We start from the raw sequence: 22896 nt of genomic DNA, 5'->3' as shown, positions 1-22896 counted from the left end.
TCAACGAGACCGGGACCGGGGGTGGCGGCGCAGGATTCCGGACGCGGTTGCCGCGATCAGGCAGAGTGCGACAGGCAGCAGGAGGGCGAGGTTGAGTGGTACGGCGTGGGTGAGTGGGCCGATGACGGCGGGGCCGGCCAGCATGCCGAGGTAGCCGAGTCCGGCGACCCGGGAGACGTTGGCGCCGGCGTTGTCGGGGTCGAAGTGGCCGGCGGCGCTGAAGAGTTGGGGGACGCAGCCGGACAGTCCGGCGCCGAACACCGCCCAGCCGGTGAGGGCCGACGGGATCCAGGGGGAGAGGGCCGCCACGGTCAGGCCGGCGGCGGCCGCGCCGGCGCCGTAGCGGAGTACCGCCACCGGGCCGACGCGGGCGGCGACCCGGTCCGCCAACAGTCGACCGACGGTCATCGCGGTGGCGAACGCCCCGTAGGCGAGGGCGGCGGTGGCCGGGGACGCGTCCAGGACGGTGCGGAGGTGGAGCACGCTCCAGTCATTGGCGACGCCCTCGCACAGCATGATCAGCAGGGCGAGGGTGGCCAGGATCCAGATGTGGCGTGGAGTGGTCCTTCGGGGGTGTGGGGTGGTCGTGGTGGCGTCTGATGGTGGGGAACTCGGCGGTCTGGACCGCGAGTTGAGGGAAGAGGTGGGCTGCGGGCTGGTGACTGGGGCGGTCGCCGGGAGTAGTGCCGGTGCGGCCAGGGCGGCGACGAGCAGGCCCAGTGCGGCCACTGCGGCCAGTGTCACCGCCGGGCTCCAGTCCAGGGCGAGTGTGCGTGCGCCCACCAGTGAAGCCAGCACGCCGCCGATGGAGTAGGTGGCGTGGAACGCGGACATGACGGGTCGTTGGTAGCCGCGCTCGACCTGGACGGCATGGGCGTTCATGCCGACGTCCAGGCAGCCGTTGCCGAGTCCGAGCAGTAGCAGTGCCGCCCCCAACGTCCAGGCGTGGGTGGCCAGTCCGGGCAGGGTCAGGGTGATGCTGCACAGTGCCGCGCCGAGTGGTACGACGGTGCGGGCGCCGAAGCGGTCGGCGAGCGGGCCGACGAGCTGCATGCCGACGAACGCCCCCGCGCCGAGCAGTAACAGGAGCCAGCCGAGCGCGGTGTGGTTGATGCCCGCTCGCTGCTCGACGCTGGGGATGTGGACGATCCACATTCCCATCAGGAAGCCGTTGAGGGCGAAGTGGGCGAAGGTGGCCGCCCGTCCGGCCCGCAGTCGACGTGACGGCGCGCCCGGTCGTGCTCCCGTGTCCGCCCTCGCTCCGGGTTCCGTCCTCGCTCCGGATTCCGTCCTCGTTCCGGAGCCCGGTCCCGGTCGCGTCTCCGGTGGTGTCTGAGAGTCCATGGGGCGAACATATCGAACATGGTTCATGTGCGAAAGTTGCGTTGCGAACATGATGGTTGTTCAATGTGGGCATGTCTGGAACAGCGCGACTGAGGCGGATCACCGAGGCCGTACGCGATGCGGGGAGCATCGGCGTCGCGGAGCTCGCCGAGTTGACCGGTGCCTCGGAGATGACGATTCGCCGTGACTTGGAGGCGTTGGCCGCGCAGGGCGTCCTTGAGCGGTACCGCGGCGGGGCCAGGAGTCTGTTGCTGCGCGGCGAGGAACCGCCGTTCGCGCTGCGCGCACAGGAGGGGGCGGAGGCCAAGCGGCGGATCGCCGTCGAGGTCGCCGGGCTGATCGCGGACGGCGAGTCGGTGGTCCTCGACAGCGGGACCACGTGTCTGGAGGTGGCTCGGGCGTTGGCTCACCGCCGGCTGACGGTCATGCCCTTGTCGCTGCATGCGGTCAACGCCCTGGCGGACGGCCCGCAGCTCACCCTGCTGGTGCCGGGCGGGCGGCCGCGGGCGGGGGAGTTGGCGCTGACCGGCCCGTTGACCGAAGCCTCGCTGACCGCGCTGCGCTTCGACACCGCCGTCCTCGGCTGCTGCGGGCTCACGGCGGAACACGGCCTGACCGCCTACGACTTGGACGATGCCGCCGTCAAGCGCACCGCGATCGGCTGCGCCCGGCGCGTCATCGCGGTTGCGGAATCCGGCAAGCTGTCCCGTACTGCCCTGGCCCATGTCGCGCCGGTCGATGCCCTGCACGCCGTCGTCACCGATGCCGTCCCGGACGACCGGACGGAGCGGCTGACCGCGGCCGGCGTGACCGTCAGGACGGTGTGAGCGGTGGCACCAGACATCGTTCTCTTTGATCTCTTCGGTGTGCTTGCCTGCCACCAATCGATGGGTGGGAAGGGTGAGTTGGAGCGGTTGGCCGGCGTGGACGGGTCGGAATTCTGGGACGCCTACTGGGCGTTGCGGGCGCCCTACGACCGCGGTGACGTCGACGGGCCCGGTTACTGGCGGCGGCTCGGCGAACGCCTCGGCACCCGCTTTGACGAGCGGCGGGTCGCCGAGCTGATCGCCGCCGATGTCAGCAGTTGGAGCGCCGTGGACGACGCCATGGTCGGCCTGGTTGCGGAGTTGGCGGCGGGCGGGCGGCGGCTCGGGTTGTTGTCCAACATCCCCGAGGAACTGGCCCGTTACTACGAAGCCCAGCATGCCTGGCTCGGCCACTTCGAGGTGCGCGCCTTCTCCTGTCGGATCGGCCACGCCAAGCCCGAACCGGCCGCCTACGACTGGTGCCGGCGCGCCCTGTCAGCCCCGTCGGAGCGCATCCTGTTCGTCGACGACCGCGAGGGGAACGTCCGGGCCGCCGAAGCAGTCGGGATGCACGGCCATCTCTTCACCTCCCCGGAGGGGTTGCGGGCCCGCCTCGGTACGTACGGGGACGGGGGAGGCGGCGGGGCGGAAGGGGCGTGAGGGGGACTGTTGGGCAGCGGCCAGGCCGCCCGCAGAAGACCCTTACACCGCCCGCGCGGACCGCTCGCTGAGCAGGTCAATCAGCAGCGCCAGCGGCGGCCAGTTCAACCGCCCGTGGCGGGCCACCGCGTGGGCGCGTAGCACCACCTCGGGGGCGGTCAACGGGACGAGGCGGACGCCCGGGACGGTGGTGATGTCGGCCGGCAGCAGGCTCACGCCGAGGCCCGCGGTGATCATGCCCTGGACGAGGTCGAGGTTGTCGGCCCGGTGGGTGATGCGCGGGGTGAAGCCGGCCATGGAGGCGAGCGTGCGGATGGCGGTGTCGTCCGCGGTGTTGCGGGAGTTCACGATCCAGTCGTGGGTGGCGAAGCGGGCGAAGACCTCGGCTGCCGTCCCGTCGTCGGCGGTGGCCTCGGCGGCATGGTCGGGGACGCCCAGGCCCCAAGGGGCGGTCCACAGCGCGGTGGCGCGGACCGCGGGGTCGAGGGTGGCCGGCGCGAGGTTGTAGTCGTAGGTGAGCGCCAGGTCCGCCTCGTCCGCGGCCAGCAGTTCCAGGGCCTCGGCCGGCTCGTGCTCGCGGATGAGGAGGTGCAACCGCGGGTGGCTGGGGGCCAGTTCGGCGGCCAGGGGCAGCAGGTGGGCGCGGATGGCGCTGGCGAAGCCGGCGATGCGGAGAGTGCCGTTGGGTTCCGCGCCGGGGGCGAGGTCGAGGTGGGCGGCCTCGACGGCGCCCAGGATCGTCACCGCGTGCTCGGCCAGGCGGCGGCCGGCGGGGGTGAGACGGACCCGGCGGCCGTGCGGTTCGATCAGGGCGGTGCCCATTTCCCGCGCGAGCACGGCGAGCTGTTGGGAGACGGTGGAGGTCGTGGTGCCGGTGGCCTCGGCGACCGCGCGCATCGAGCCCAGCCGGGAGAGCTCCACCAGCAGATGCAGTCGACGCGTTTCCATTCCGCCATTGTTCAGGACGTCCATTGTTCAGGGCGTCGTTGCCCCACTTGTTCGGAGTATCGTTCAGGATCGTCGAACGGAACGTCCGTGTTCGGCACGTGGACGCGAACGGTGAGCGGGGCATCTACTGACTCCCATGCCTGCGTTCGAGTTCAAGGGCCCAGAGGGCCGCGCCCCGTCCCGTCTCCGTACCGCCGTCGGCCGGCGGCGCCTCGGCGGTGCCGAGACCGGTTTCCTGATGGCGGTCGCCTCCATGACCTCCGTCCAACTGGGGCTCGCCCTGGCCGTCCCGCTCTTCGGGCAGCTCGGCGCGCTGGGCACGGCGGGACTGCGGCTGGCCTGTGGCGGACTGCTCCTGCTGCTCCTGATACGTCCCAGGCTGTGCTACTTCACCCGGCGGGATCTGCTTGCCTGCGGCGTGCTGGGCGCGGCCAGTGCCGGCATGATGCTCTTCTTCATGCTCGCCGTGGCGCGTCTGCCGCTGGGCACCGCGAGCGCGTTGGAGTTCCTCGGCCCGCTGGCCGTGTCGCTGTTCGGGCCGAGCGGCGGACGCAGACTGTGGGCCGGGCTGGCCGCGCTCGGCGTGGTGCTGCTGACCGAGCCCTGGCGCGGCGGCGTGGACGCGGTGGGGCTGGTCTGCGCCCTGGCCGCCGCGGGCTGTTGGGCCGGTTACATCCTGCTGACCCAGGGCGTCGGCGACCGCGTTACCGGGCTCAGCGGCCTGGCCGTCTCGATGCCGGTCGCGGGTCTGCTCGGCACGTTGATCGCCGCGCCCAGTCTGTGGGGGCATCTGACGTGGCAGGCGGTCGGGATCATGTTGGTGTTGGCCGTGGTGAGCCCGGTGCTGCCGTTCGTCCTGGAATTCCTCGCGCTGCGCCGCCTGACCACCGCCGCCTTCGGCACGCTGATGAGCCTGGAACCGGCCATCGCGCTGCTGATCGGCCTGTTGGTGCTCGGCCAGACACCGGGCCTGGTGTCCGCGGCCGGGGTGCTCTTCGTCGTCATCGCGGGCGCCGGTGCCACCCGCACCGGCGCCCGCACACCGGACGAACCCGCCGCGGTCGATGCACCCGCCCCGCGGTCGTGCGCCGCGGAAACGCCCTGAGGGGCGGGCCGGACAACCTCTTGGGCAGCGGTGGCACCCCCGCTGCCCAAGAGCCCCAACCCATCGGACTCAACAGGCCCGGCCCAACAGGCCCGGCCCAACAGTCTCAGCTCATCAGGCTCAACCCAACGGCTTCCGGACCTCGTTGCGGATCTTGCCGACGGTGTCCGCGAACGCCTGGAGATCCACCGACTGAGGGTCCTTGGCCAGGTCGGAGGCGTCGGTCTGGGCGACGTTCCCGCTGGTGCTGGCGTCCGCCCAGACACAGAAGCCCAGGGTCACCTTCTGCCCCATCTCCTCGCGCACATCCACCCCGCAGGTCAGCGGGGCGCCGCCGCCCGAGGGTGTGAACTCCCGCTCCGTCACCGCGACTTGGGTGCGGCTGTCGCTCTTCATGCCGCGGATGGCGTGCTCCACGGTCGTCCCGGGATCGTCGATCGTGCCGTACATGCCCACCATCACCAGTGACTTGGTGCCGCTGGTGTACTGCCCGCCCACGGACGAGATGCCGTGCTCGTTGGCCCCGTCGTGCGGTATGGAGCTGCTTGCCTGGGCGGAGATGTCCTTGGCGAGGGTGTAACTGCCGTCCGCCAACGTCTGCGGCACCGTCACCCGGTACTTGGGCCCGGACGCACCACCGCCCCCGCCCCCACCGCTGAACGCCACGGCCGCAGCGATGCCGCCCAGGACGACGACGCCGGCCACCGCCCCGATGATGGCCCACACCTTGCCGGCGTTGCTCTTGGGCGGGACCGGTGGCGGCATGCCTGCGCCCGGGTAGCCGTACGGGGCCTGCGGCGGCGCACCGTAGGGCGCCTGTGGCGCGCCGTACGGACCCGGTGCCTGGTATCCGCCCGCGTTCGGTGCCTGGTACCCGCCAGGCATCTGCGGCGGGGGGCCGGGCAGCGGGGCACCGCCGGGCGCGCCGAACCCGGGCGCGCCACCGAATTCCTGGGGCGAGGGCTGAGGTGTAGTCACTGACGAACTCTATCCGTCGCCGCGCGCCCGTTGATCGGCGTTAATCGGCGTGCGGTGCGGGGGGGGGGGGGACTCGCCGGACGGTGCCGCGTGAGGGGATGACGACCCTCCGGCGGTCGGTCAGGGCAGGAGCTCGATGTACCCCTCGGTTCCGTGTACGCGGATGCGCTGTCCGTCCCGGATCAGTCGGGTGGCCTGGTCCACGCCGACGACGGCCGGCAGGCCGTACTCCCGGGCGATCACCGCGCCGTGGGTCATCAGGCCGCCCACCTCCGTGACCAGGCCCGCGATTCCGACGAACAGCGGTGACCAACTGGGGTCCGTGAAGGTCGTGACCAGGATGTCGCCGGCTTCGATATCGGCCTCCGCCACGTCGAGGATGACGCGGGCCCGCCCCTCGATGGTCCCGGCGGAGACTGGAAGGCCGACGAGAGCGCCGGCCGGCACGTCGTCGCGCCGGTACGCCCCCGTGACGGCCTCGCCGTCCGACGTCAACACCCGGGGCGGTGTGAGCGCGTGGTACGAGCGGAACGCTTCCTTGCGCTGCTGGATGAGTTCGCCATCCAGCTCGTTCGAGCGCGCGACGTCGTGGAGTTCCTGGAACGTGAGGTAGAAGACGTCCTCCCTCTCCGGCAGCACGCCTGCCTGTACGAGGCGCTCGGCCTCCGCCAACAGGGCCTGTTTGTAAACGAAGTAGCGGCTGACGATGTCGTACTTCGGGTACTCCCGGTACCCGATGAAGGTGCGGACCCGGTCGATCATCCGCTTGGCCTGATCGGCCTTCTGGTCCCCGCCAGGCAGGGTCCGCAAGCGCGACAACACGTCCTGTTCCTTCTTCAGCGCCGTCTGTCGGCCTTCCTCGAAGCGCCGTTCGGCGGCGCCCGGCGCGAAGTTCCGGACGTTGTCGAGGATCAACGGCACGAGCGAGGTGGGGCGTTCGCGCCAACGCGGCCTCGTGATGTCGATCTCGCCGACGCAGCGCATGCCGTACCGGTCGAGGTAGCTCTCGATGGCGTCGCGCGCTTCGGTCCCGCCCGCGAGCTTCGCCAGGTCGTCCAGGAAGTCCTCGTCCTCGACGGCCTGGAGGAACGCCACGACCTCCGGGTGCGGGCGGATCACGTCCGCCACATCGAGCAGCGCCAGTCCCATCTCCGACGTGACGTTGCCGGGGGCGGACAGCGTGAGGGTGTCAGCCGCGTGCTTCTCGCCCAGCCACTCCGACAGGTTGTCGTTGAGCCACCACGTGGCCTCCATCCCCGCCATGATCGCCTGGAAGTTGAGCGGGTCACCAAGGACCCGCTTGTGCTCCTCGAAGGCTTCCCACAGGAAGTCGAACAGCGCCGGTCCGGTCTTCGTCCGGATGCCGCGCTCCAGGGCGGCGACGGATGCCTGGCTGCGCTCGATCAGCTCGGTGACGAGGGCCGGGTCGGGCTCGACCGGGGCGGACGCATCGCCGGCCGGCGGCCTGCCGGGCTCCGCGTCCGGGAGCGACGGGACGAAATCGTCGCGGTCGAGGACGGTCTCCAGAGCGTCTCTGACCAGCGGATCGCCCCTCCCCACGAGGTCCAGGAGGGCGGCGCGGCTCGCGGGCGGGCCCAGGCGCCGGGTGACGTCGACGAACAGCCGGCCGCCGGCCTCGTGCATCGGCACCATGGCCGTCAGCTGCCACACGGAGAGCCCCAGCGGCTTCATGGGGTCGGTCATCATCTGCTGATGACCGACGGAGACGTAGACGTGATTCTCCTGGTCGTCGGTCTCGGGGAGGGGGAACAGCGTGGTGATCGGTCGGCTCTGCACGACCTGGAAGCCGTCGTCGACCAGGCACCATTCGATGTCCTGCGGGCGGCCGAAGTGCGCTTCGATCCGGCGCCCGAGCTGCACGAGCCGCACGACCTGGGCATCCGACAGTGCCGGCTGCTCCTGCCGCTGTGCGTCGATCGCCACTTCCCGCGTGCCGCCGGCCGCCAGGGCGTGAACGGCGCGCTGCTTGGCGGCGATTGTCTTGGCAACGACTGCGTCGTCCCGCACCTTGTAGACGTCCGGGTTCACCAGCCCGGAGACCAGGGCCTCGCCGAGACCGAAGCTGGCGTCTACGGTGGCGACCTTCCGGTTGCCTGTGACGGGGTCGGCCGTGAACAGGATGCCGGCCGCCTGCGGGAAGACCATCTGCTGCACGACCACGGCCATATGGACCGCACGGTGATCGATACCGTTCCGCTGGCGGTAGACCACGGCGCGTTCGGTGAAGAGCGAGGCCCAACACCGGCCGATGTGTTGGAGGATCGCGGTCGGCCCCACGACGTTCAGGTAGGTGTCCTGCTGGCCGGCGAAGGAGGCCGTCGGCAGGTCCTCCGCCGTGGCGCTGGATCGGACGGCGTAGGCGGCCTGGTCGCCGAGCCGGGCGAGCGCGCTGGTGATCGCCGACGCGAGATCGCCCGGAATGGCGATGTGCTCGATGGTCCTGCGGATCTCCGCGCTGAGTGCGCGGACCGCCGCCCCGTCGTCCGGTCCCAGGCACGACAGTTGGTCGAGCTGATCGTTGACCGACGGCGCCTGTGCCAGGGCCCGCCGGAAGGCGTCCGTCGTCACGCAGAAGCCGGCCGGTACGCCGATGCCTTCGATCCGCGACAGCGCGCCCAGGTGCGCACCCTTACCACCGACGACCGTGACCTGAGACACGTCGATCTCCTGGAGGTCCAACACGTACTGCTCGTTCACTGCGACGCCTCCCAGGCATTCGACGACACCACACACACGCACGGTGTGCCCCTCATTTCCAAGCAGGTTGTGGTCCAGGCCGACGATTCTGCGTCACCCCCAGGGCCTTGCCGCAAGCCCCCCAGTGCGCTATAAGTTGAGAGTGGCAGGGAGAGGTTTCTCCTTGCCTTTTTGCTTTGACTGCCCGCCTTTTGCTTGTGCCGTCCGCGGTGACTGACGCGTTCCTCGCGCAGCGTGTTGTGGAGCGTTCAGCTGGCCAAGTCAGCTGTTTGGCCTCGGCTTTGGCGCTCTGAGATGTGCGACGGTGGCGACGATGATCGTGATGATGCTGACTGTCAGGAGCGTCGCGCAGATCGCAAGGGCGGGGTTCACCCAGGAAGGAACGAGGTCGAAGTCTGCGTTGCACTTGTTGTGCAGCGGGAACCAGCGGTCCGTTTCCGCCGCGTGCTGCGATCGGTAGGCGCCGTCGTAGCTTTCCTGCTGGAGTCGGCAGGACTTGTCCACGTACAAGCCGCCGGAGAAGAGCCCGATGGCGTAGGAGACGAGCAGGCCCAGGAGGGATACCGGCACGGTCGCGAGGGCGAGCAGCAACCACCCGGTGCGCCGCCGCCGCGCCAGCAGGGCGGAGACACCCCGCCGGGCGGTGTCGACGACGAGGCACACGGTAGCCAGAAGGGCGGCCGTGACGGCGGTGAACAGCCAGCCGAACACCAGGGTGAGGAAGAGGACCATCAGGGCGACACCGCCGAGGTAGAGCCTCTTCTCCGGATGGCTGAAGAAATTGCGGCCTGGCATGGATTGGTCCTTGACGGGTGTCGGTCGGAGGGACGTCTGGTGCCACGACCTGGCGGCGGAAACGGATGGGGTCTACGACGTCGGGTGGGGTATCCGCAGGCGGCGGCGTGCCGCGGTCTGTGACGGTGCAGGTTCAGCGGTGGGTCGAGAGCAGGAGCGGGATCGCGGCCGCGGCCGACGCAACTCCCGTTGCGAACAGGGCGATGCGGGCCGGGCGCACGGTGCGTCGCCAGGGCAGGAGCGCGGAGAGCAGCACGCGCACGATTCCGGCCCCGTAGAGCACCGGTGCTGCGGTGAGTGGCACGGTCACGCTCGCTGGGCAGTGGGCGGCCCGTTCACGGCATGCGGAGTACCGGCTTGATGGCCTTGCCGGTGGTTGCGGCCTGGGCGGCGTGTTCGATGTCGTGGAAGGGGAATTCGGTGATGATTTCGTCGAGGGGGAGGAGGCCCTCGCGGTAGCGGTCGATGAGGTGGGGGATGAAGTCGGCGGGTGTTGCGTCTCCTTCGATGACGCCGCGGATGCGGATGCCCTTGGTCAGGACGGTCATGATGTCGAACTCCGCGCGGCCGCCGACGCCGACCAGGGCCAGCGTCCCGCGTTGGGCGAGGGCCCCGATGGCCTGGGCGATCACGTCGGGGCGGCCGGTGGTGTCCAGGGCGAAGTGAGCGCCGCCGTGGGTGTGTTGGCGGATTTCGGCGGCGACGTCGGTGACGGTGTCGGGGGCGATGGCTGTCGCCGCGCCGAGCTTGCGGGCCATGGCGCGGCGGGCCGGGAGCGGGTCGACGGCGATGACGTGGCAGCCCTCGGCGACCGCGGTCATCACGGCGCTGAGCCCTACGCTGCCGGCGCCGAAGACGACCAGGGACGCATCGCGGTGCGGGCGGAGGACGTTGAGGACGGTGCCGGCGCCGGTCTGTACGCCGCAGCCGAGGGGTGCGGCCACCGCGGGCGGGAGGTCCGCGGGGACCTTGACGACGTTGCTGATGTGGGCCAGGGCGTGGGTGGCGAAGGAGGACTGGCCGAAGAAGTTGCCGTAGATGGGGCTTTGGTCGTCGGCCCGGGAGAGTGGGGTGCTGCCGTCGGGGCGGGTGCCGGTGGCGTTGAGGGCGAAGATGCCGGTTTCGCAGTAGGCGGGGTGGCCGGCTGCGCACTGGCGGCAGGTTGTGCAACTGCGGTAGCTCAGGCAGACGGTGTCGCCCGGTTGCACGGTGGTGACGTGGTCGCCCACGGCCGTCACCACGCCGGCGCCCTCATGGCCGAAGACCATGGGACTGCGCTGTGCCGGCCACTTCTGGCGGGTGCTCAGGTCGGTGTGGCAGATGCCGGCCGCCGTGATCTTGACCAGGACCTCGTCGGGGTGGGGCGCGTCGAGCACGAGGTCGTCGCGGAGGGTGAAGGGCCCGCCAGGGGTCTCTACGACGGCTGCCTGGATGCGCATGGGTGGGGTTGCTATCCTGTCTGGTTGGTGGTGTTGGCCGTCCCTGCGGCCGCGGCGGTGGGTGGGGTGGGTGAACCGAGCCTACTCAACTGGTGGGAGTGACGCCTGGAATGGGGTTGTCTTTCCCAGCCAGCCAGCCAGCCAGCCAGCCAGCCAGCCAGCCAGCCAGCCAGCCAGCCAGCCAGCCAGCGAGTTGGTCAGTTGGCTGGGCGGAAGGCGAGGACGGTGGTGTGGCCGCCGAAGCCGAGGGAGTTGCTGAGGGCGAGGCGGATGGGTTGGGGGCGGGCGTGGTCGGTGACCAGGTCGAGGGTGGGGGAGTCGGGGTCGGGGTGGTGGAAGTTGGCGATGGGCGGGACGAGTTGGTGTTTGAGGGTGAGCGCGGTGAGGGCGGCTTCGATCGCGCCGGCGGCGCCCATGGTGTGGCCGAGGACGCCCTTGGTTGCGGTGACTGAGGGGGCGGTGCCGAACTGGCGGTCAACGAGCGTCGCTTCGGTGCGGTCGTTGAGGGGGGTGCTGGTGCCGTGGGCGTTGATGTGGTCGGTCTCTGTCGGGGTGGCGCCGGCGGTGCGGAGCGCTTCCCGGGTGGCCAGCAGCAGGCCCCGGCCCTCGGGGTCGGGGGCGACGGGGTGATGGGCGTCGGCGGAGATGCCCTGGCCGGCGAGGTGTGCCTGGATGGGGGCGCGGCGGGCGGTAGCGTCGGTGGTGCGTTCCAGGACCAGGATGCCCGCGCCCTCGCCGAGCACGAAGCCGTCCCGGTCGGCGTCGAAGGGGCGGGAGGCGTGGGCGGGGGCGTCGTGGCGGCGGGAGAGGGCGCCCATGCGGGCGAAGGCGGTGGCGCAGAGCGGGGTGATCATGGCGTCGGTGCCGCCGGCGATCGCGATGTCGCAGGCGTGGGAGGACAGCAGTTGGGCGGCCAGGGCGAGGGCGGTGGCGCCGGAGGCGCAGGCGGTTGCGGTGTGGAGGACCGGGCCGCGGGCCCCGAGGGCGATGGCCAACTGCCCGGCGGTCATGTTGGGGAGGAAGGCGGGCAGGGTCAGGGGGGAGACGGCCCGGGGGCCGGTGTCGGCGAGCTTGTGGAGCTGCTGTTCGTAGGTGCCGATGCCGCCGGCCGCCGAGCCGAGGATGACCGCGACCCGAGCGCCGTCCCAGGTGGTGGGGTCCAGTCCGGCGTCGGTGACGGCCTCGTGGGCGGCGGCCAGTGCGAACTGGGTGGCGCGGTCGTGTTGCCAGGGGCGGGGGCCCGGCACCTGGGTGCGTGGGTCGAAGTCGGGGACGCGGCAGGAGAACGTGACGGGCAGGCCGGCCAGTTCGGGGTCGGGTGCGGCGGTGCCCCGGCCGGCGCAGACGCCTTCCCAGGTGGCCGCGGTGCCGGAACCGGCCGGGGTGACCAGGCCGATTCCGGTGACCGCGAGACGGGTGTCGTCGCCGGGGCCACTCACCGCGGGGCTCCTCCCCGCTCGGCGGTGCCGTCGGCGGACAGTTGGGTGGTGACGGTCTGCGTCAGTTGTTCCAGGGTGAGTTCGGCGGTGGCGCCGTCCTCGTCGAGCGGGATGCCCCAGTGTTCCTGGAGGGTGACGAAGAGCTCGACGACGGCGAGGGAGTCGAGGTCCAGATCGCCGAGGGTGCGGTCGGGGTGGACTTCCTTGGCGTCGACCTCGAACTTGTTGGTGAGGGTGGTCACGAGGTGGTCGTAGACAGCTTCCATGAGGAGTTCCTCCGGTGCGCGGATCGGGTGGTGGGTTGTGGAGTGCGGGGCTCCGGGGGGTGGGCGAAGGGGCGGGCGGAGGGCCAGGTCAGGGCGGCGGACGCCCAGGTGAGGCCGCCGCCGAAGGCGGTCAGGAGGGTGGGGGTGCCGGGGCGGATGCGGCGGTGGGCGGCCGCGTCGGCGAGGGCCAGCGGGATGGATGCGGCGGCGGTGTTGCCGACCTCGCGGAGGTTGCCGTAGCGGTGCCTGGGCGGGATGCCGATCCGGTCGGCGACCGAGTCGAGGATGCGTTGGTTCGCCTGGTGGCCGATGAACGCCCCGATGGTGCCGGGTTGCCAACCGGTCTTGGCCAGCACGGCGTTGGAGGAGGCGGTCATCCGGCGTACCGCCTGGCCGTACACCTCGCGGCCGCGCATCCGGAAGTAGTGTTCCTCGCGGCTCTGCCGGTGCCCCAGGTCGGGCTGTCGGGAGCCGCCGGCGGCGATCGCGATGAGGTCGCTGCCGGTGCCGTCGGAGCCCCAGTCGGTGGCGGCGACGGCACCGGGCTCGCCGCGGTTGCCGGCGCGCAGCAGGACCGCGCCGGCGCCGTCGCCGAAGATCACCGCGGTGTCCCGGTCCAGCGGGTCGATGATCCGGGAGTAGGTCTCGGCACCGATGACCAGAGGTCGGGTGCACACGCCGGTGCGGATCAGCGCGGTGGCGACGGCCAGTCCGTAGAGGAAGCCGGAGCAGACCGCGGACAGGTCGAAGGCGGGGACGGTGCCCAGGCCCAGTCGTTGGGCGACCTCCGGTGCGGTGGCCGGGCAGCGCCGGTCCGGGGTGGTGGTGGCGACCAGCACCAAGTCGGCGCGGGCGCCGGCGGATTGCTGTGCGGCCCGGCCCGCGGCGACGGCCAGGTCGCCGGTGCTGGTGTCCTCCCCGGCCTCCCGGCGCCGGGCGATGCCGGTGCGGGTGCGGATCCACTCGTCGGTGGTGTCCAGCACGCCGCGGCGCCGGACGTCGTCGTTGGTCAGCACCCGCGGTGGCAGGCAACTGCCGATGCCGTCGAGCACGGCGGTGGGGCTCACCCTTGTCATGGTGGGTTCCTCGATTCGGGTGCGGTCAGGCGGTAAACGGGGAGGGCGGTTTGGGGATGCCGGCCAGTCCGCCGTCGGGCACCGACACCCCGCCGTCGAGGACGAGGGCCTGCCCGGTGAGGTAGGAGGCGGCGGGCGAGGCCAGGAAGAGCGCGACTCGGGCGACCTCCTCGGGCTCCGCCCAGCGGCCCAACGGGACGTGTGCCGTGAGCCAGTCCGACAGCGGTGCCAGGGAGTAGGCGAAGGACGTCATGTCGGTGCGGGTCCAGCCGGGGCAGAGCGCGTTGACGCGGATGCCCTGGCGCGCCCAGCCGACCGCCAGGCTGCGGGCCAGCGAGATCTGTGCCGCCTTGGACGCGCCGTACGCCTCCATCCGCGGGGTGCCGGCGACGCCGGCCAGTGAGGACATCAGCACCACGCTGGCGCGGTGGGAGGCCGTGAGGTGGCGGTGGGCGCGCCGGCAGAGCGCCGCGGTGGCGTTGAGGTTGACCGCCATCACCTGGTCCCAGTCGGCCTGTTGGGATTCCTGGAGGGGGACCAGGGTGGGGGTGCCGTCCGCTTGGGAGGGCAGTACGCCGGCGTTGTGGACGACGACGTCGAGCCCGTCGAGTGCGGTGGCCGCCTCGTCCACCACCTCGTCCGCGGCGCCGGGTTCGGCGAGGTCGCCGGGGACGAGGACCGCGGTGCGCCCGGCGTCCTCCACCAGGGCGGCGGTCTCCTTCAGCGCCGCCGAGGTGCGGGCGGACAGGGCGAGGTCGGCGCCGGCCCGGGCCAGGGCGAGGGCGGTGGCCTTGCCGATGCCGCGGGAGGCGCCGGTGACCAGGGCGCGGGCGCCGTCGAGCCGGAACGGGTCGGGGGTTGTGGTCATGAGGAACTCCTTTGCAGGACAGGGGTGTTGGTGAGGGGCTTGACGGGGGAGGTGGCCGGCTGGGTGGTGCGGGTGGGGGCGATGCGGATGACGGGGGCGCCGGTCCAGGTCAGCAGGGCGCTGCCCCAGGTGACGCCGGCGCCGAAGACGGCCAGGAGGATGCGGCCGCCGGGTGACAGCAGTCCCCGGGCGGCCGCGCCGGCCAGCGCGTAGGGGGCGCTGGCGGCGCCGATGTTGCCGACCTCGTCGCCGACGATGACCAGGCGGCCCGGTGGGATGCCGATGCGCTCGCCCAGGTTGCGCAGCAGGACGGGGTTGGGTTGGTGGGTGATGTAGGCGTCCACGTCGGTGAGTTGGAGGCCGTTGCCGGCCAGGCTTTCGCTGACCAGGCGGGGGAAGACGTCGGCGATGAAGTCCCGTACCGCGCGGCCGTCCATGCGGACCTGGTGTTGGTGCGCGCCGAGGGTGGCGGGGCTGGCCGGGATGCGGCTGCCGCCGGCCGGGATCAGGACGTGGTGGGCGCCGGTGCCGTCGGAGCCGAGCCGGAAGTCGGTGAAGCCGGCGTCGTCGGGGACGGGGCCCAGTACCGCGGCGGCAGCTCCGTCGGCGAAGAGCACCGCGGTGCCCCGGTCGGTGGGGTCGAGGAACTTGGAGTACGCCTCGACGCCGACCACCGCCGCGTACCGGGCGCCGCCCTGGCCGCGCAGCCAGTCGTGGGCGACCCGGGCGGCGAACAGCCAACCGGCGCAGGCCGCGCTGACGTCGAGGGCGACCGCGTGCCGGGCGCCGGTCAGGGCCTGGATGCGGCAGGCGGTGGAGGGGCCGAGCTCGTCGGGGGTGGAGGTGGCGGCGATCAACACGTCGAGTTGTTCGATGTCGATGCCGGCTGCGGCCACCGCGGCGCGCACGGCGGCCGCGGCCAGGTCGGATGCGGCCTCGTCGGGGTCGGCGACGTGTCGGGTGCGGACGCCGGTGCGTTGGGCGATCCATTCGGGGGTCACGCCGGCGGCGGCCGCGATGTCGTCGTTGGAGCGGGTGTCGTGCGGGAGGTAGGTGCCCATGCCGAGGATGCCGATGCACGGGGCGGGGGTGGGGTGCGGGTTCATGACGGCCTTTCCGGTGACCGGTCGAGGGAGTCGTACAGGGCCGCGGCGTAGTCGTCGGCGCCCAGGGGGGCTGGGACCGCGCCGGGTGGTGCGCCCATCGCCCCGCACAGCAGCGGCAGATGGGGCAGGAGCCGGTCGCACAGGTCGTCGATCACGGTGGGCAGTGCGCGTGCGGTGGCGGGGGAGAGGGTGCCGGCGGCGAGCAGACTGCCGGCGGCGCGGCGGGCCTCGACGGCGCCGTGGAGCGCGGCCAACGGGTGGAGAACGGCGCGTAGTTCGGGGTCGTGGACGGCCTCGACGGCGGCGGCCACCGCGTCCGCGATGAGCCGGGCGCCGTGGGCGGCGCCGAGTTCGTGGGCGGCGTCCAACAGGGGGTTCCACAGGTCGAGCCCGGTCCTGCCGGCCCGGGTGCGGCGTTGGACGGTGCGCCGGAGGGTGTCCCGCAGGCGCCGCTCGTGGGCCCGGGCGACCGCCGGCCACCAGCCCGGGTGGTCCAAGGTGGCCTCGGCGCGCGGCACCGTGCCGGCGGCCCCGCCGCCGGCCTGGGCGAGCGCCCGACCGGCGTCCAGCAGGATCAGTTGGCTGTCGCCGCCGGCGGTGTCGAAGGCGTGCGCGAAGCCGTGGTAGCCGTCGAGGAGGTTGGGGTGCAGGAACCCGGCGAGTCCGCAACGGTGTTGGCATTCGGCGGCGACCTGCGCGGCGCGTCGCACCGTGGCTGCCTTGAGCACCGCCAGTGGGCGGTCCACGGCGGTCCACGGGGAGAACGTCATGCCGTCCGAGGGAGGGGTCGATGGGCGGTGGGCGGTCGCGGAGCGTGAGCGGGCCCAGATCTCCCGTGCGGTCCGGCCGGCGCAGGTCAGCGCGAACGCCTGGGCCAGCGCGCCGAGCAGCGCGTGTTGCTGGTTGCGCAGGTCCAACACGTGGGCGCCGGGCGCCAGTCGGCCGTGGGCGCGGCGGTGGGCAGAGAAGCGCAGTGCCTGGACGGCGCTCTGGCGGGCCATGGCGGCGACGGCCGACGGCAGGGTGGCCCACAGGAGTTGGCCGACGGACAGGGTCCGCTGGAGCCGGGCGTCGCGGTCGCCGAGCGGGTCGTGCAGGACGCCGTCCGCGTCGACGTGCGCCCGGTCGGACAGCCACTGGCGGTGCGGCACCCGCACACCCCGGAAGCGCACCAGCGCGTAGTCCAGCGGCAGCGACGGTGCCTCGATGCTCGGCGAGATCTCCACGCCCGGCAATGGACCGGCGTTGTCGGAGAGTTCGACCACGAACGAGAACACCCCGTGGTCGGTGTCGTCGACCAGGACGCGGGCGCACACCACGGCGGTCTGTGGCCCTCCGGACCCGCCGACGCTGGAGAACTTGGCCGCGCCCGGCACCGGTGTGTCGAGCACGAACTCCCTTGTGTCGGGGTCGAGTCGGGCGACGGTGCGGGTGCCCAGGTGGCTGCTGGCGTCCCCGATCTCGGTGACCAGGAAGACGCCCTTGGCGCGACCGGTGGTCAGCGCCTGCCACGGGCGGCCGATCCGCGTCGGGTCCTCGGCGAGGGTGGCCATGGAGCCCAGGCAGAGTGCGTAGTGGTTGAGGACGGCCATGTAGAGGGGCGGGTCGGTGAGGGCCACGCACTCGCTGAGGACGGCGAGTTGCTCCGGGTCGCGAAAGAGTTCGCCGGCCGGCGGGAGGTTCTTGGCGAGCAGGCGCAGCTGTCGGTGGATGCGGTGGGCCCGGTCCTCGGTGGGGTCCGGGGGCGCGGCCCGGTCGGCTGCCAGGACGGTCAGCAGGCGGCTGCGCAGGGTGTAGGGGCGGGAGCCGTTGACGATCTCGCCGAGTTCATCGAGCGGTTGCGTGCGCGTGGTCATCGTGCTGGCTCCAGAGGGCGGTACGGGTGGCGAGGGCGGCGTGGGGCGGGCGGGGGGTCGGGTCGTCGGGGCCGGGCCAGGGGAAGTCGGGGTCGGCGAGCGGTGCATGGGCGCCGGTGGTGTCCGGCGGCAGGACTTCCCGGATGCTGCGGGTCAGTGCCCGGCCGGTACCCGCCTCGAAGAACAGGGCGTGGTCGCCGCCGGCGGTCACCTGGCGCAGCACCGGCGGCAATCGCACGGGGCGGATCAGGCAGTCGGCCAGGCCCCGGTGGACGTCGTCGTCGGGCCCGTAGCGGCCGCCGCGGACGGCGGAGCGGACGGGAATGCGGGCCGGGCGGCCGTCGATGGGGGCGATCGCGGCGGCGAAGGCGTCCGCGGGGCCGGTGAGGGACGGGTGGTGGGAGGAGAAGGGCAGCCGCAGGCGGGCGGCCGGGACGTTCTGCTGCCTGGCGTGTTCCTCCAGGGCGCGTAGTCGGGGCAGGGGGCCGCTGACGATGGTCTCGTCGGGCCCGTTGACGCAGGCCAGGGCCAACTCGGGGGAGCCGGTGCGGCGCAGCAGGGCCGCCGCGCCGGCCTCGCTGGTGGACAGCAGGGTCAACCCGCCAGGGCAGCGGGCCAGTTGGTGGGCCAACAGGCAGGCGATGCGGGCGCCCTCGGCGACCTCGAACACGCCGGCCGCGGTGAGGGCGGCGATCTCCCCGAAGCTCACCCCCAGCACCTCGTCGGGTGCCAGCCCGGCGGCGCACAGTGCGCGGTGCACGGCCATCGAGGAGCAGAACAGGGCCAGTTGGGGTGTGCCCACCGGTCCGGCCGCGAGGTCCCGGCCACTGGGCGGCGCATCGCTCAGCAATGCCTTAGTCAGTGGCGCGATGCCGAATTCGCCGGCCACTTCCTCGGATTCCTCGAATACCTCGCGCACGGTATGTCGTACGGCCGGGTGGGCGCGAAGCGCCCGAATGAGCGGGCTGATCGCGAAGTCGCCCTGTCCGGGAAAGACATGGACGATTCTGAGTACGGCCGATTCGTGTTCTCCGTGCGCGGGCACGGCGCCTTGACGCATTTGCTCATCCCGTTTCCGATGGATTCTGTGCGGTTGTGCCATTCAACAACGGCTGCTCCAGCGATGGCCGGAGTTTGCGGACCGGGGCTGTTGAAGGGGGTGAACGCGCAGGCTGAGCGGGTGTCTCAGGGGTGCTGCGAAGGTGACGTCACCGCCAACGCCCGGTGCAACACCGCGCTCGCCGCCGGGAGTTTGCGGAACGGCGTCAGCATTTGCCGCAGCCGGCCCGCGGCCAAGTCCGCCGCCCCGGACCGCAGATGCCCGTAGTGGTCGAGAAAGGAATTCCAGGAGGCGCTGGCCTCTTCCACATGGCCCAGCCCGACGAGGATTTCCGCGTGCTGCGCATGACTCAGCGCCAACGCCCGGTGGTCCTCTACGGACCGGTGCGCCAGCGAGTTCATGAGGGCGGCGCGCGCGGCCGACAGGTCGCCGGTGTACCGCAGCACCTCGGCGCTCTGGAATTCCATCGACCCGGGCGAATACGCGGTGAACGGCCCCGTGTTGCCGGCCCGGCTCCCCTTGGCCAAGGACCGCTCGGCCCGATCGAGGGACTCCCGCGCCGCCCGGTGGTGCCCGCAGGCCGCCTGGGTCACCGCGAGTTGGGAGAGCAGGAACGCCCGCGCCGGCCCCTCGGGCGTGCGGGAGGCGGCGGCGGCCTCGGCGGCGTGCAGGGCGATCCGCCGGTGGCCCAACGCGAGGCCCTGCGCGCTCAGTCCGCGCAGTACGACGGCGCGGGCGGTGGGGTCGCCGGACTCGTCGGCGAGCTGCAGGGCGGTGGCGAAGTGGCGCTGGGCGAGCCCGTGGGCGGAGGCGTCCTGGTACATCCGGGCGAGCAGGAACGACAGCCGGGACGCCTCCACCAACAGCCCGCGGCGCGGGGCGCGGCCCGACGGTTCCCGTAGCCGCGGGGCGATGTCGTCGGCGAGGTAGGCGGCCAGCGACGAGCGGGCGGTGCGGCCCCCGTGGGCGTCGAACGAGGTCGAGTAGAAGCGCACCGCGAGGCGGATGACGGTGAGGTCGTCCGGGTCACCGGGCTCCCCGCGCGGCGGGCGCTGCATCGGTACCCGGTCCCCGACGTCGGTCGTCAGCTTCGCCAACTCCGCCTCGCGGTAGGGCAGCATCCGGGCGGCGGCCCGCCGCGCCGGATCGTTCTCCACGCTGCACAGGTCGGTGAGCGCGGTGCCGATCGGGGTGTCGGAGGCGGGGAGCCGTCCGGCCGCCGGACCGGACGGCTCCCCCGAAAGACCCGCGGCCGCCGGGGAGACCGCCCGGCCAAGGCGGCGGGTCAGGGCCTCGGCTATCAACTCCGGTACCGGGGGCGCCGGGTGGGTTCCGCTGAGCCAGTGGGCGACGGCGGTGCGGTCGTAGTTGAGATCGAGGTCGATCTCAGTGGCGAGGGCGTTGACCGCGCGCGCCAGTGCCGCCTGCGTCCAGCGGGCCTCTGCCAGCAGGGCCCGCAGATTCTCGTTGGGGCGACGTCTCGGGGCCATCTATGGCTCCAGGCACGGCGGTTCGGATTTCGGTCCGATCGGCCTGCCGACGTCATTCCGCGTCAATTTTGCGGTTGCTCCACGGCGGTGCGGGCGGCGGGAACCGGAGAAACGGAAGGGGCGGAAGGAGTTCATGGGAAGTGATGTTGGTACGTGGTAACGCTGTTGCACGTGTTCTCTTTCTTTTGTTCGGCCGCCGGGTCCTCGGGGGTGTCTACGGAATTCTTCCGGGGCAGCCTTACGGTGGCCTGAAAGGCGCCCTACGGATCAGGGCTCCGTAGCCAACGACCGTTCCTCAACGGAACCATGAAACGAGCTAGGGCGGAACGCCCGACCGTGGTCGGGAGCGTGAACGTGTTGAAAGGCACTCTGACACCGGACGTTACCCGAGCCGGAATCCCTGACGAGTAGAGCGAGGCATCCAGACCATGACGCCCCCGCGCCGTCCCAACCGTTTGCTCGCGGCCCTGTTGGCCGAGGCAGACTGGACCGCCACGGACCTCTCCCGCGCCGTCAACGCCCTCGGCGCCGCGCGGGGTTTGCAACTGCGCTACGACCGCACTTCGGTGGCCCGCTGGCTCAACGGGGCGCGCCCCCGGCCCCCGGTCGGCGAACTGATCGGCGAGGCGCTGGGCCGCCGCCTGGGCCGGCGGCTGACGGCCAGGGAGACCGGGCTCAGCGACCTGGCCACGGCGGGCGTACTGTCGCCGGCCTGGCGCGCCGGTGACCCCGTCCAGCGGCTGGCGGTCCTCTGCCGCGCCGAGACCGACCCGGTGCGCCGCGCGGACCTCGCCCGTACCGTCCTCTCCGCCCCGCCGCCGGTGATCACCGGCTGGGAGAGCCGGCCCCCTCTCCTACCGCCGGCCGACCCGCGCGCACCCCAGGCGTCCGCAGCGGCCCCGGCCCGGCTGGAGGTGGTGGCCGTGCGCAGCGCCCTGTTGGGAGAGCGGTACGGCGGCGCGCACGGCCGGTCGGCGCTGGCGGGGTACCTCGCCACGGAGGTGGTGCCGCTGCTCACCGCCCCGGCGCACCCCGCGGTCCGACGCGCCCTGCTCACCGGCGCCGCCCATCTGACGCTCCTGCTGGCCGGCCGCACCAGCGAGACCGGGCACCCCGCCCTCGCTCAGCACTACTACGACATCGCCCTCGAACTCGCGCACGCCGCCGGCGACCGCGGCACCCACGCGATCGTGCTGCGGTGCCTGAGCATGCAGGCGCACCAACTCGGCGACCACACCCAGGCGGTCGCCCTCGGCGAGGCCGCCACCGAGATCGCGGGTTCCGCGGTCCCCAGCGCCGTCCGCGCGTTCCTGCACGCGGGCCGCGCCGTCGTCCTGGCCGGCGCGGGCCAGGCCCGTGCCGCCACCGCGGACCTGCTGACCGCCGAGCAGCACCTGTCCCGGGCCACCGGTCCCGAGGGCCCGTTCACCAGCTATCCGGAGACCGCGCTGCGCTACCAGCGCGCCGAGATGCTGTCATGCCTGGGCGATCACAAGGCCGCCCTGGCCGAACTGGAGAGCTCCCTGGCCTGCCGGCCCGCCGACCACCACAAGGCCCACACCCTGTTGCATGCCCACCTCGCGCACACCCTGCTCGCGCTGGACGAGGTCGACGCGGCCGTGGACCACTCCCTCCACGCCCTGCGCCACCACCGTCAGCTCGCCGCCGGGTCCGTGCACGGCACTCTGCCGCGCCTGGCCCACCGCCTCGCGCCCCACCAGCGCAACCCCCGTGTCAAGGCATTCCGGGAGCGGCTTCGGGGCACGGCCCGGTGAGGCCGTCCTCCGGCCCCTCCGGGTTCCCCGGCTCGCCCTGCCGCACGGCCGCCGGCCGGGGCTCCGCCTGTTCGCCGTCCGTGCCCACTGCGAGGAAGCCGCCCAGCAAGACCATCGCCACGTCCACAGGATCAGTCACAAGCCAATAAAGACGGAGGGGGTGCCCCATTTCGATTCCCGGCACGCCCACCCGACGCACCTTCACCCAGAAGCACGCAACCCACCCGCCCCACCGGAGCACGCCCCGGATGAGGCAGCACCACCTCCCACACCCGGGAATCTCACTGCACCAGGGCCACAACCACCGTTGTTCCGGCGGTGGTTGACGGCGTATCAGCGCAAGCCGGCGCTGACGGTGACGAACACGCCCCGCTGCTCGGTACCGTCGACCGCCCGCCAGACAGCGGTGACCGACCCCAGGCACCCCCCAGGCACCGCCGCCCCACCAGGGGCATCGCCCTCGACCAACGGCTCCAGCACGCGCCGCACGTGGAGGCCGACGACCGGTCCCGCGCCCACCGACCCGTCGGGCGCCGCGCCCTTGGCTGCCGCCCCCACCACCGTCTCCACGGTGACATCCGTCCCCTGCGGCCCGTGTACGGGCCTCGGCGCCCCCACCATCGCCGCCGAACCGATCCCCGCGCCCTCGCTCAGCCACCGGACCACGGAATCGTCGCGGGCATCGCTGCTGTTCTGCGCCTGTGCCTCGACCCGGCCCTGGACGAAGGCGAGCAACTGGGCGACGAGCACGGGGTCGTGCGTCCCGTCGTAGACCCAGCGCCGGCCCAGCACCCCGTGCTCCATGGTGCCGACGAGGCCGGCCTCGGCGCCGTCCAACGGGGCCCCGCGGTAGGTGAACGGGACGAGGTACGCGCGCGGAAGCTCGCCGGACCGGTCGGTGACCACCACGAACTCGATCCCCACCGCGCCCTGTGGGTCGTCGAGCCGGAAACCGCCCGCCCTGGCCAACTCCGGTGCCTGGCCGGAGCCGGTGTACCAGGGCTGGTCCGGCAGCCAGGCGGTGAGCAGCTCCAACTTGGTGGGCTTCAGGGTGGTCTCATGAATGACAGCCATGCGCCGAAATCTAACCGGGCTGTCAATACCCTCCCAAGCCAACCCCACCCCCAGGCAAACTGGCCTCGTCAACCTCGTCAACCTCGACAGCCT

At 72.3% G+C, this 22896-nt stretch carries 20 protein-coding genes; 4 read left to right on the top strand and 16 right to left on the bottom strand.

The features are described from left to right. Positions 1-1161, bottom strand: a complete 1161-nt coding sequence (locus ACFVFQ_RS07970) for an MFS transporter (protein ID WP_383410623.1) — start codon at positions 1159-1161, stop codon at positions 1-3. A gap of 254 nt (positions 1162-1415) precedes the next feature. On the opposite strand from ACFVFQ_RS07970, the gene ACFVFQ_RS07965 reads away from it, so the two are divergent. Both ACFVFQ_RS07965 and ACFVFQ_RS07960 read left to right on the top strand, forming a co-directional pair. After that, positions 1416-2171, top strand: a complete 756-nt coding sequence (locus ACFVFQ_RS07965) for a DeoR/GlpR family DNA-binding transcription regulator (protein ID WP_383410621.1) — start codon at positions 1416-1418, stop codon at positions 2169-2171. A 60-nt stretch (positions 2172-2231) separates the two neighbouring features. Then, positions 2232-2810 carry an HAD-IA family hydrolase gene (locus ACFVFQ_RS07960; RefSeq protein WP_383410618.1) on the top strand — a complete coding sequence of 193 codons (579 nt, stop codon included), beginning with the start codon at positions 2232-2234 and terminating at the stop codon, positions 2808-2810. 42 nt (positions 2811-2852) lie between these two features. Here ACFVFQ_RS07960 and ACFVFQ_RS07955 read toward each other — a convergent pair whose 3' ends face one another. After that, positions 2853-3758, bottom strand: a complete 906-nt coding sequence (locus ACFVFQ_RS07955; RefSeq protein ID WP_383410615.1) for a LysR family transcriptional regulator — start codon at positions 3756-3758, stop codon at positions 2853-2855. 136 nt (positions 3759-3894) lie between these two features. On the opposite strand from ACFVFQ_RS07955, the gene ACFVFQ_RS07950 reads away from it, so the two are divergent. Further along, a complete protein-coding gene (locus ACFVFQ_RS07950; protein WP_383410612.1) occupies positions 3895-4863 on the top strand; it encodes a DMT family transporter in 969 nt (322 codons plus the stop codon). A gap of 120 nt (positions 4864-4983) precedes the next feature. On the opposite strand, the gene ACFVFQ_RS07945 is transcribed toward ACFVFQ_RS07950, so the two are convergent. From ACFVFQ_RS07945 to ACFVFQ_RS07885, 13 genes are all read right to left on the bottom strand, one after another. Next, positions 4984-5841, bottom strand: a complete 858-nt coding sequence (locus ACFVFQ_RS07945; protein WP_383410609.1) for a hypothetical protein — start codon at positions 5839-5841, stop codon at positions 4984-4986. Between the two features lie 120 nt (positions 5842-5961). After that, on the bottom strand, positions 5962-8559 hold the full coding sequence (gene rph, locus ACFVFQ_RS07940; RefSeq protein WP_383410604.1) for a rifamycin-inactivating phosphotransferase: 2598 nt from the start codon (positions 8557-8559) through the stop codon (positions 5962-5964). 261 nt (positions 8560-8820) lie between these two features. Next, entirely contained in the window at positions 8821-9354 is a 534-nt protein-coding gene (locus ACFVFQ_RS07935) for a hypothetical protein (RefSeq protein ID WP_383410601.1), read from the bottom strand. Positions 9355-9487: 133 nt separating this feature from the next. Further along, positions 9488-9664 (bottom strand): hypothetical protein, encoded by a 177-nt coding sequence (locus ACFVFQ_RS07930; RefSeq protein ID WP_383410598.1) that lies wholly within the window; start codon positions 9662-9664, stop codon positions 9488-9490. A gap of 25 nt (positions 9665-9689) precedes the next feature. Then, positions 9690-10793 (bottom strand): NAD(P)-dependent alcohol dehydrogenase, encoded by a 1104-nt coding sequence (locus ACFVFQ_RS07925; protein ID WP_383410595.1) that lies wholly within the window; start codon positions 10791-10793, stop codon positions 9690-9692. 197 nt (positions 10794-10990) lie between these two features. Beyond that, positions 10991-12232 (bottom strand): beta-ketoacyl-[acyl-carrier-protein] synthase family protein, encoded by a 1242-nt coding sequence (locus ACFVFQ_RS07920; RefSeq protein ID WP_383410592.1) that lies wholly within the window; start codon positions 12230-12232, stop codon positions 10991-10993. Continuing rightward, positions 12229-12498, bottom strand: a complete 270-nt coding sequence (locus ACFVFQ_RS07915) for an acyl carrier protein (RefSeq protein ID WP_383410590.1) — start codon at positions 12496-12498, stop codon at positions 12229-12231. The genes ACFVFQ_RS07920 and ACFVFQ_RS07915 overlap by 4 nt, the downstream gene beginning before the upstream one ends. Next, positions 12471-13574 (bottom strand): beta-ketoacyl-ACP synthase III, encoded by a 1104-nt coding sequence (locus ACFVFQ_RS07910; RefSeq protein ID WP_383410587.1) that lies wholly within the window; start codon positions 13572-13574, stop codon positions 12471-12473. Before ACFVFQ_RS07910 ends, ACFVFQ_RS07915 begins: the two co-directional genes overlap by 28 nt. A 25-nt stretch (positions 13575-13599) precedes the next feature. Then, a complete protein-coding gene (locus tag ACFVFQ_RS07905) occupies positions 13600-14442 on the bottom strand; it encodes an SDR family NAD(P)-dependent oxidoreductase (protein WP_383410582.1) in 843 nt (280 codons plus the stop codon). Further along, on the bottom strand, positions 14439-15548 hold the full coding sequence (locus ACFVFQ_RS07900) for a 3-oxoacyl-ACP synthase III family protein (protein ID WP_383410578.1): 1110 nt from the start codon (positions 15546-15548) through the stop codon (positions 14439-14441). The genes ACFVFQ_RS07905 and ACFVFQ_RS07900 overlap by 4 nt, the downstream gene beginning before the upstream one ends. Further along, complete coding sequence (locus ACFVFQ_RS07895) at positions 15545-17404, bottom strand: acyl-CoA dehydrogenase (RefSeq protein ID WP_383410575.1); 1860 nt, start codon at positions 17402-17404, stop codon at positions 15545-15547. The genes ACFVFQ_RS07900 and ACFVFQ_RS07895 overlap by 4 nt, the downstream gene beginning before the upstream one ends. Further along, entirely contained in the window at positions 17376-18323 is a 948-nt protein-coding gene (locus ACFVFQ_RS07890; RefSeq protein WP_383410572.1) for an acyltransferase domain-containing protein, read from the bottom strand. The genes ACFVFQ_RS07895 and ACFVFQ_RS07890 overlap by 29 nt, the downstream gene beginning before the upstream one ends. Positions 18324-18589: 266 nt before the next feature. Beyond that, positions 18590-19954, bottom strand: a complete 1365-nt coding sequence (locus ACFVFQ_RS07885) for a hypothetical protein (RefSeq protein WP_383410570.1) — start codon at positions 19952-19954, stop codon at positions 18590-18592. A gap of 428 nt (positions 19955-20382) precedes the next feature. Here ACFVFQ_RS07885 and ACFVFQ_RS07880 point away from each other — a divergent pair, with 428 nt between their 5' ends. After that, on the top strand, positions 20383-21729 hold the full coding sequence (locus ACFVFQ_RS07880) for a hypothetical protein (RefSeq protein ID WP_383410565.1): 1347 nt from the start codon (positions 20383-20385) through the stop codon (positions 21727-21729). Positions 21730-22062: 333 nt separating this feature from the next. Here the strand turns inward: ACFVFQ_RS07880 and ACFVFQ_RS07875 are convergent, their stop codons facing one another. Beyond that, the gene (locus ACFVFQ_RS07875) at positions 22063-22803 is read right to left on the bottom strand and encodes a 1,4-alpha-glucan branching protein (RefSeq protein WP_383410560.1); all 741 of its coding nucleotides are present in this window, start codon (positions 22801-22803) and stop codon (positions 22063-22065) included. Between the last annotated feature and the right edge of the window lie 93 nt (positions 22804-22896).

It is taken from the genome of Streptomyces sp. NPDC057743 (assembly GCF_042798755.1).
Classification (GTDB): Bacteria; Actinomycetota; Actinomycetes; order Streptomycetales; family Streptomycetaceae; genus Streptomyces.
The sequence above is the reverse complement of the archived record's forward strand: the minus strand, read 5'-3'. Positions and strand labels throughout refer to the sequence as shown.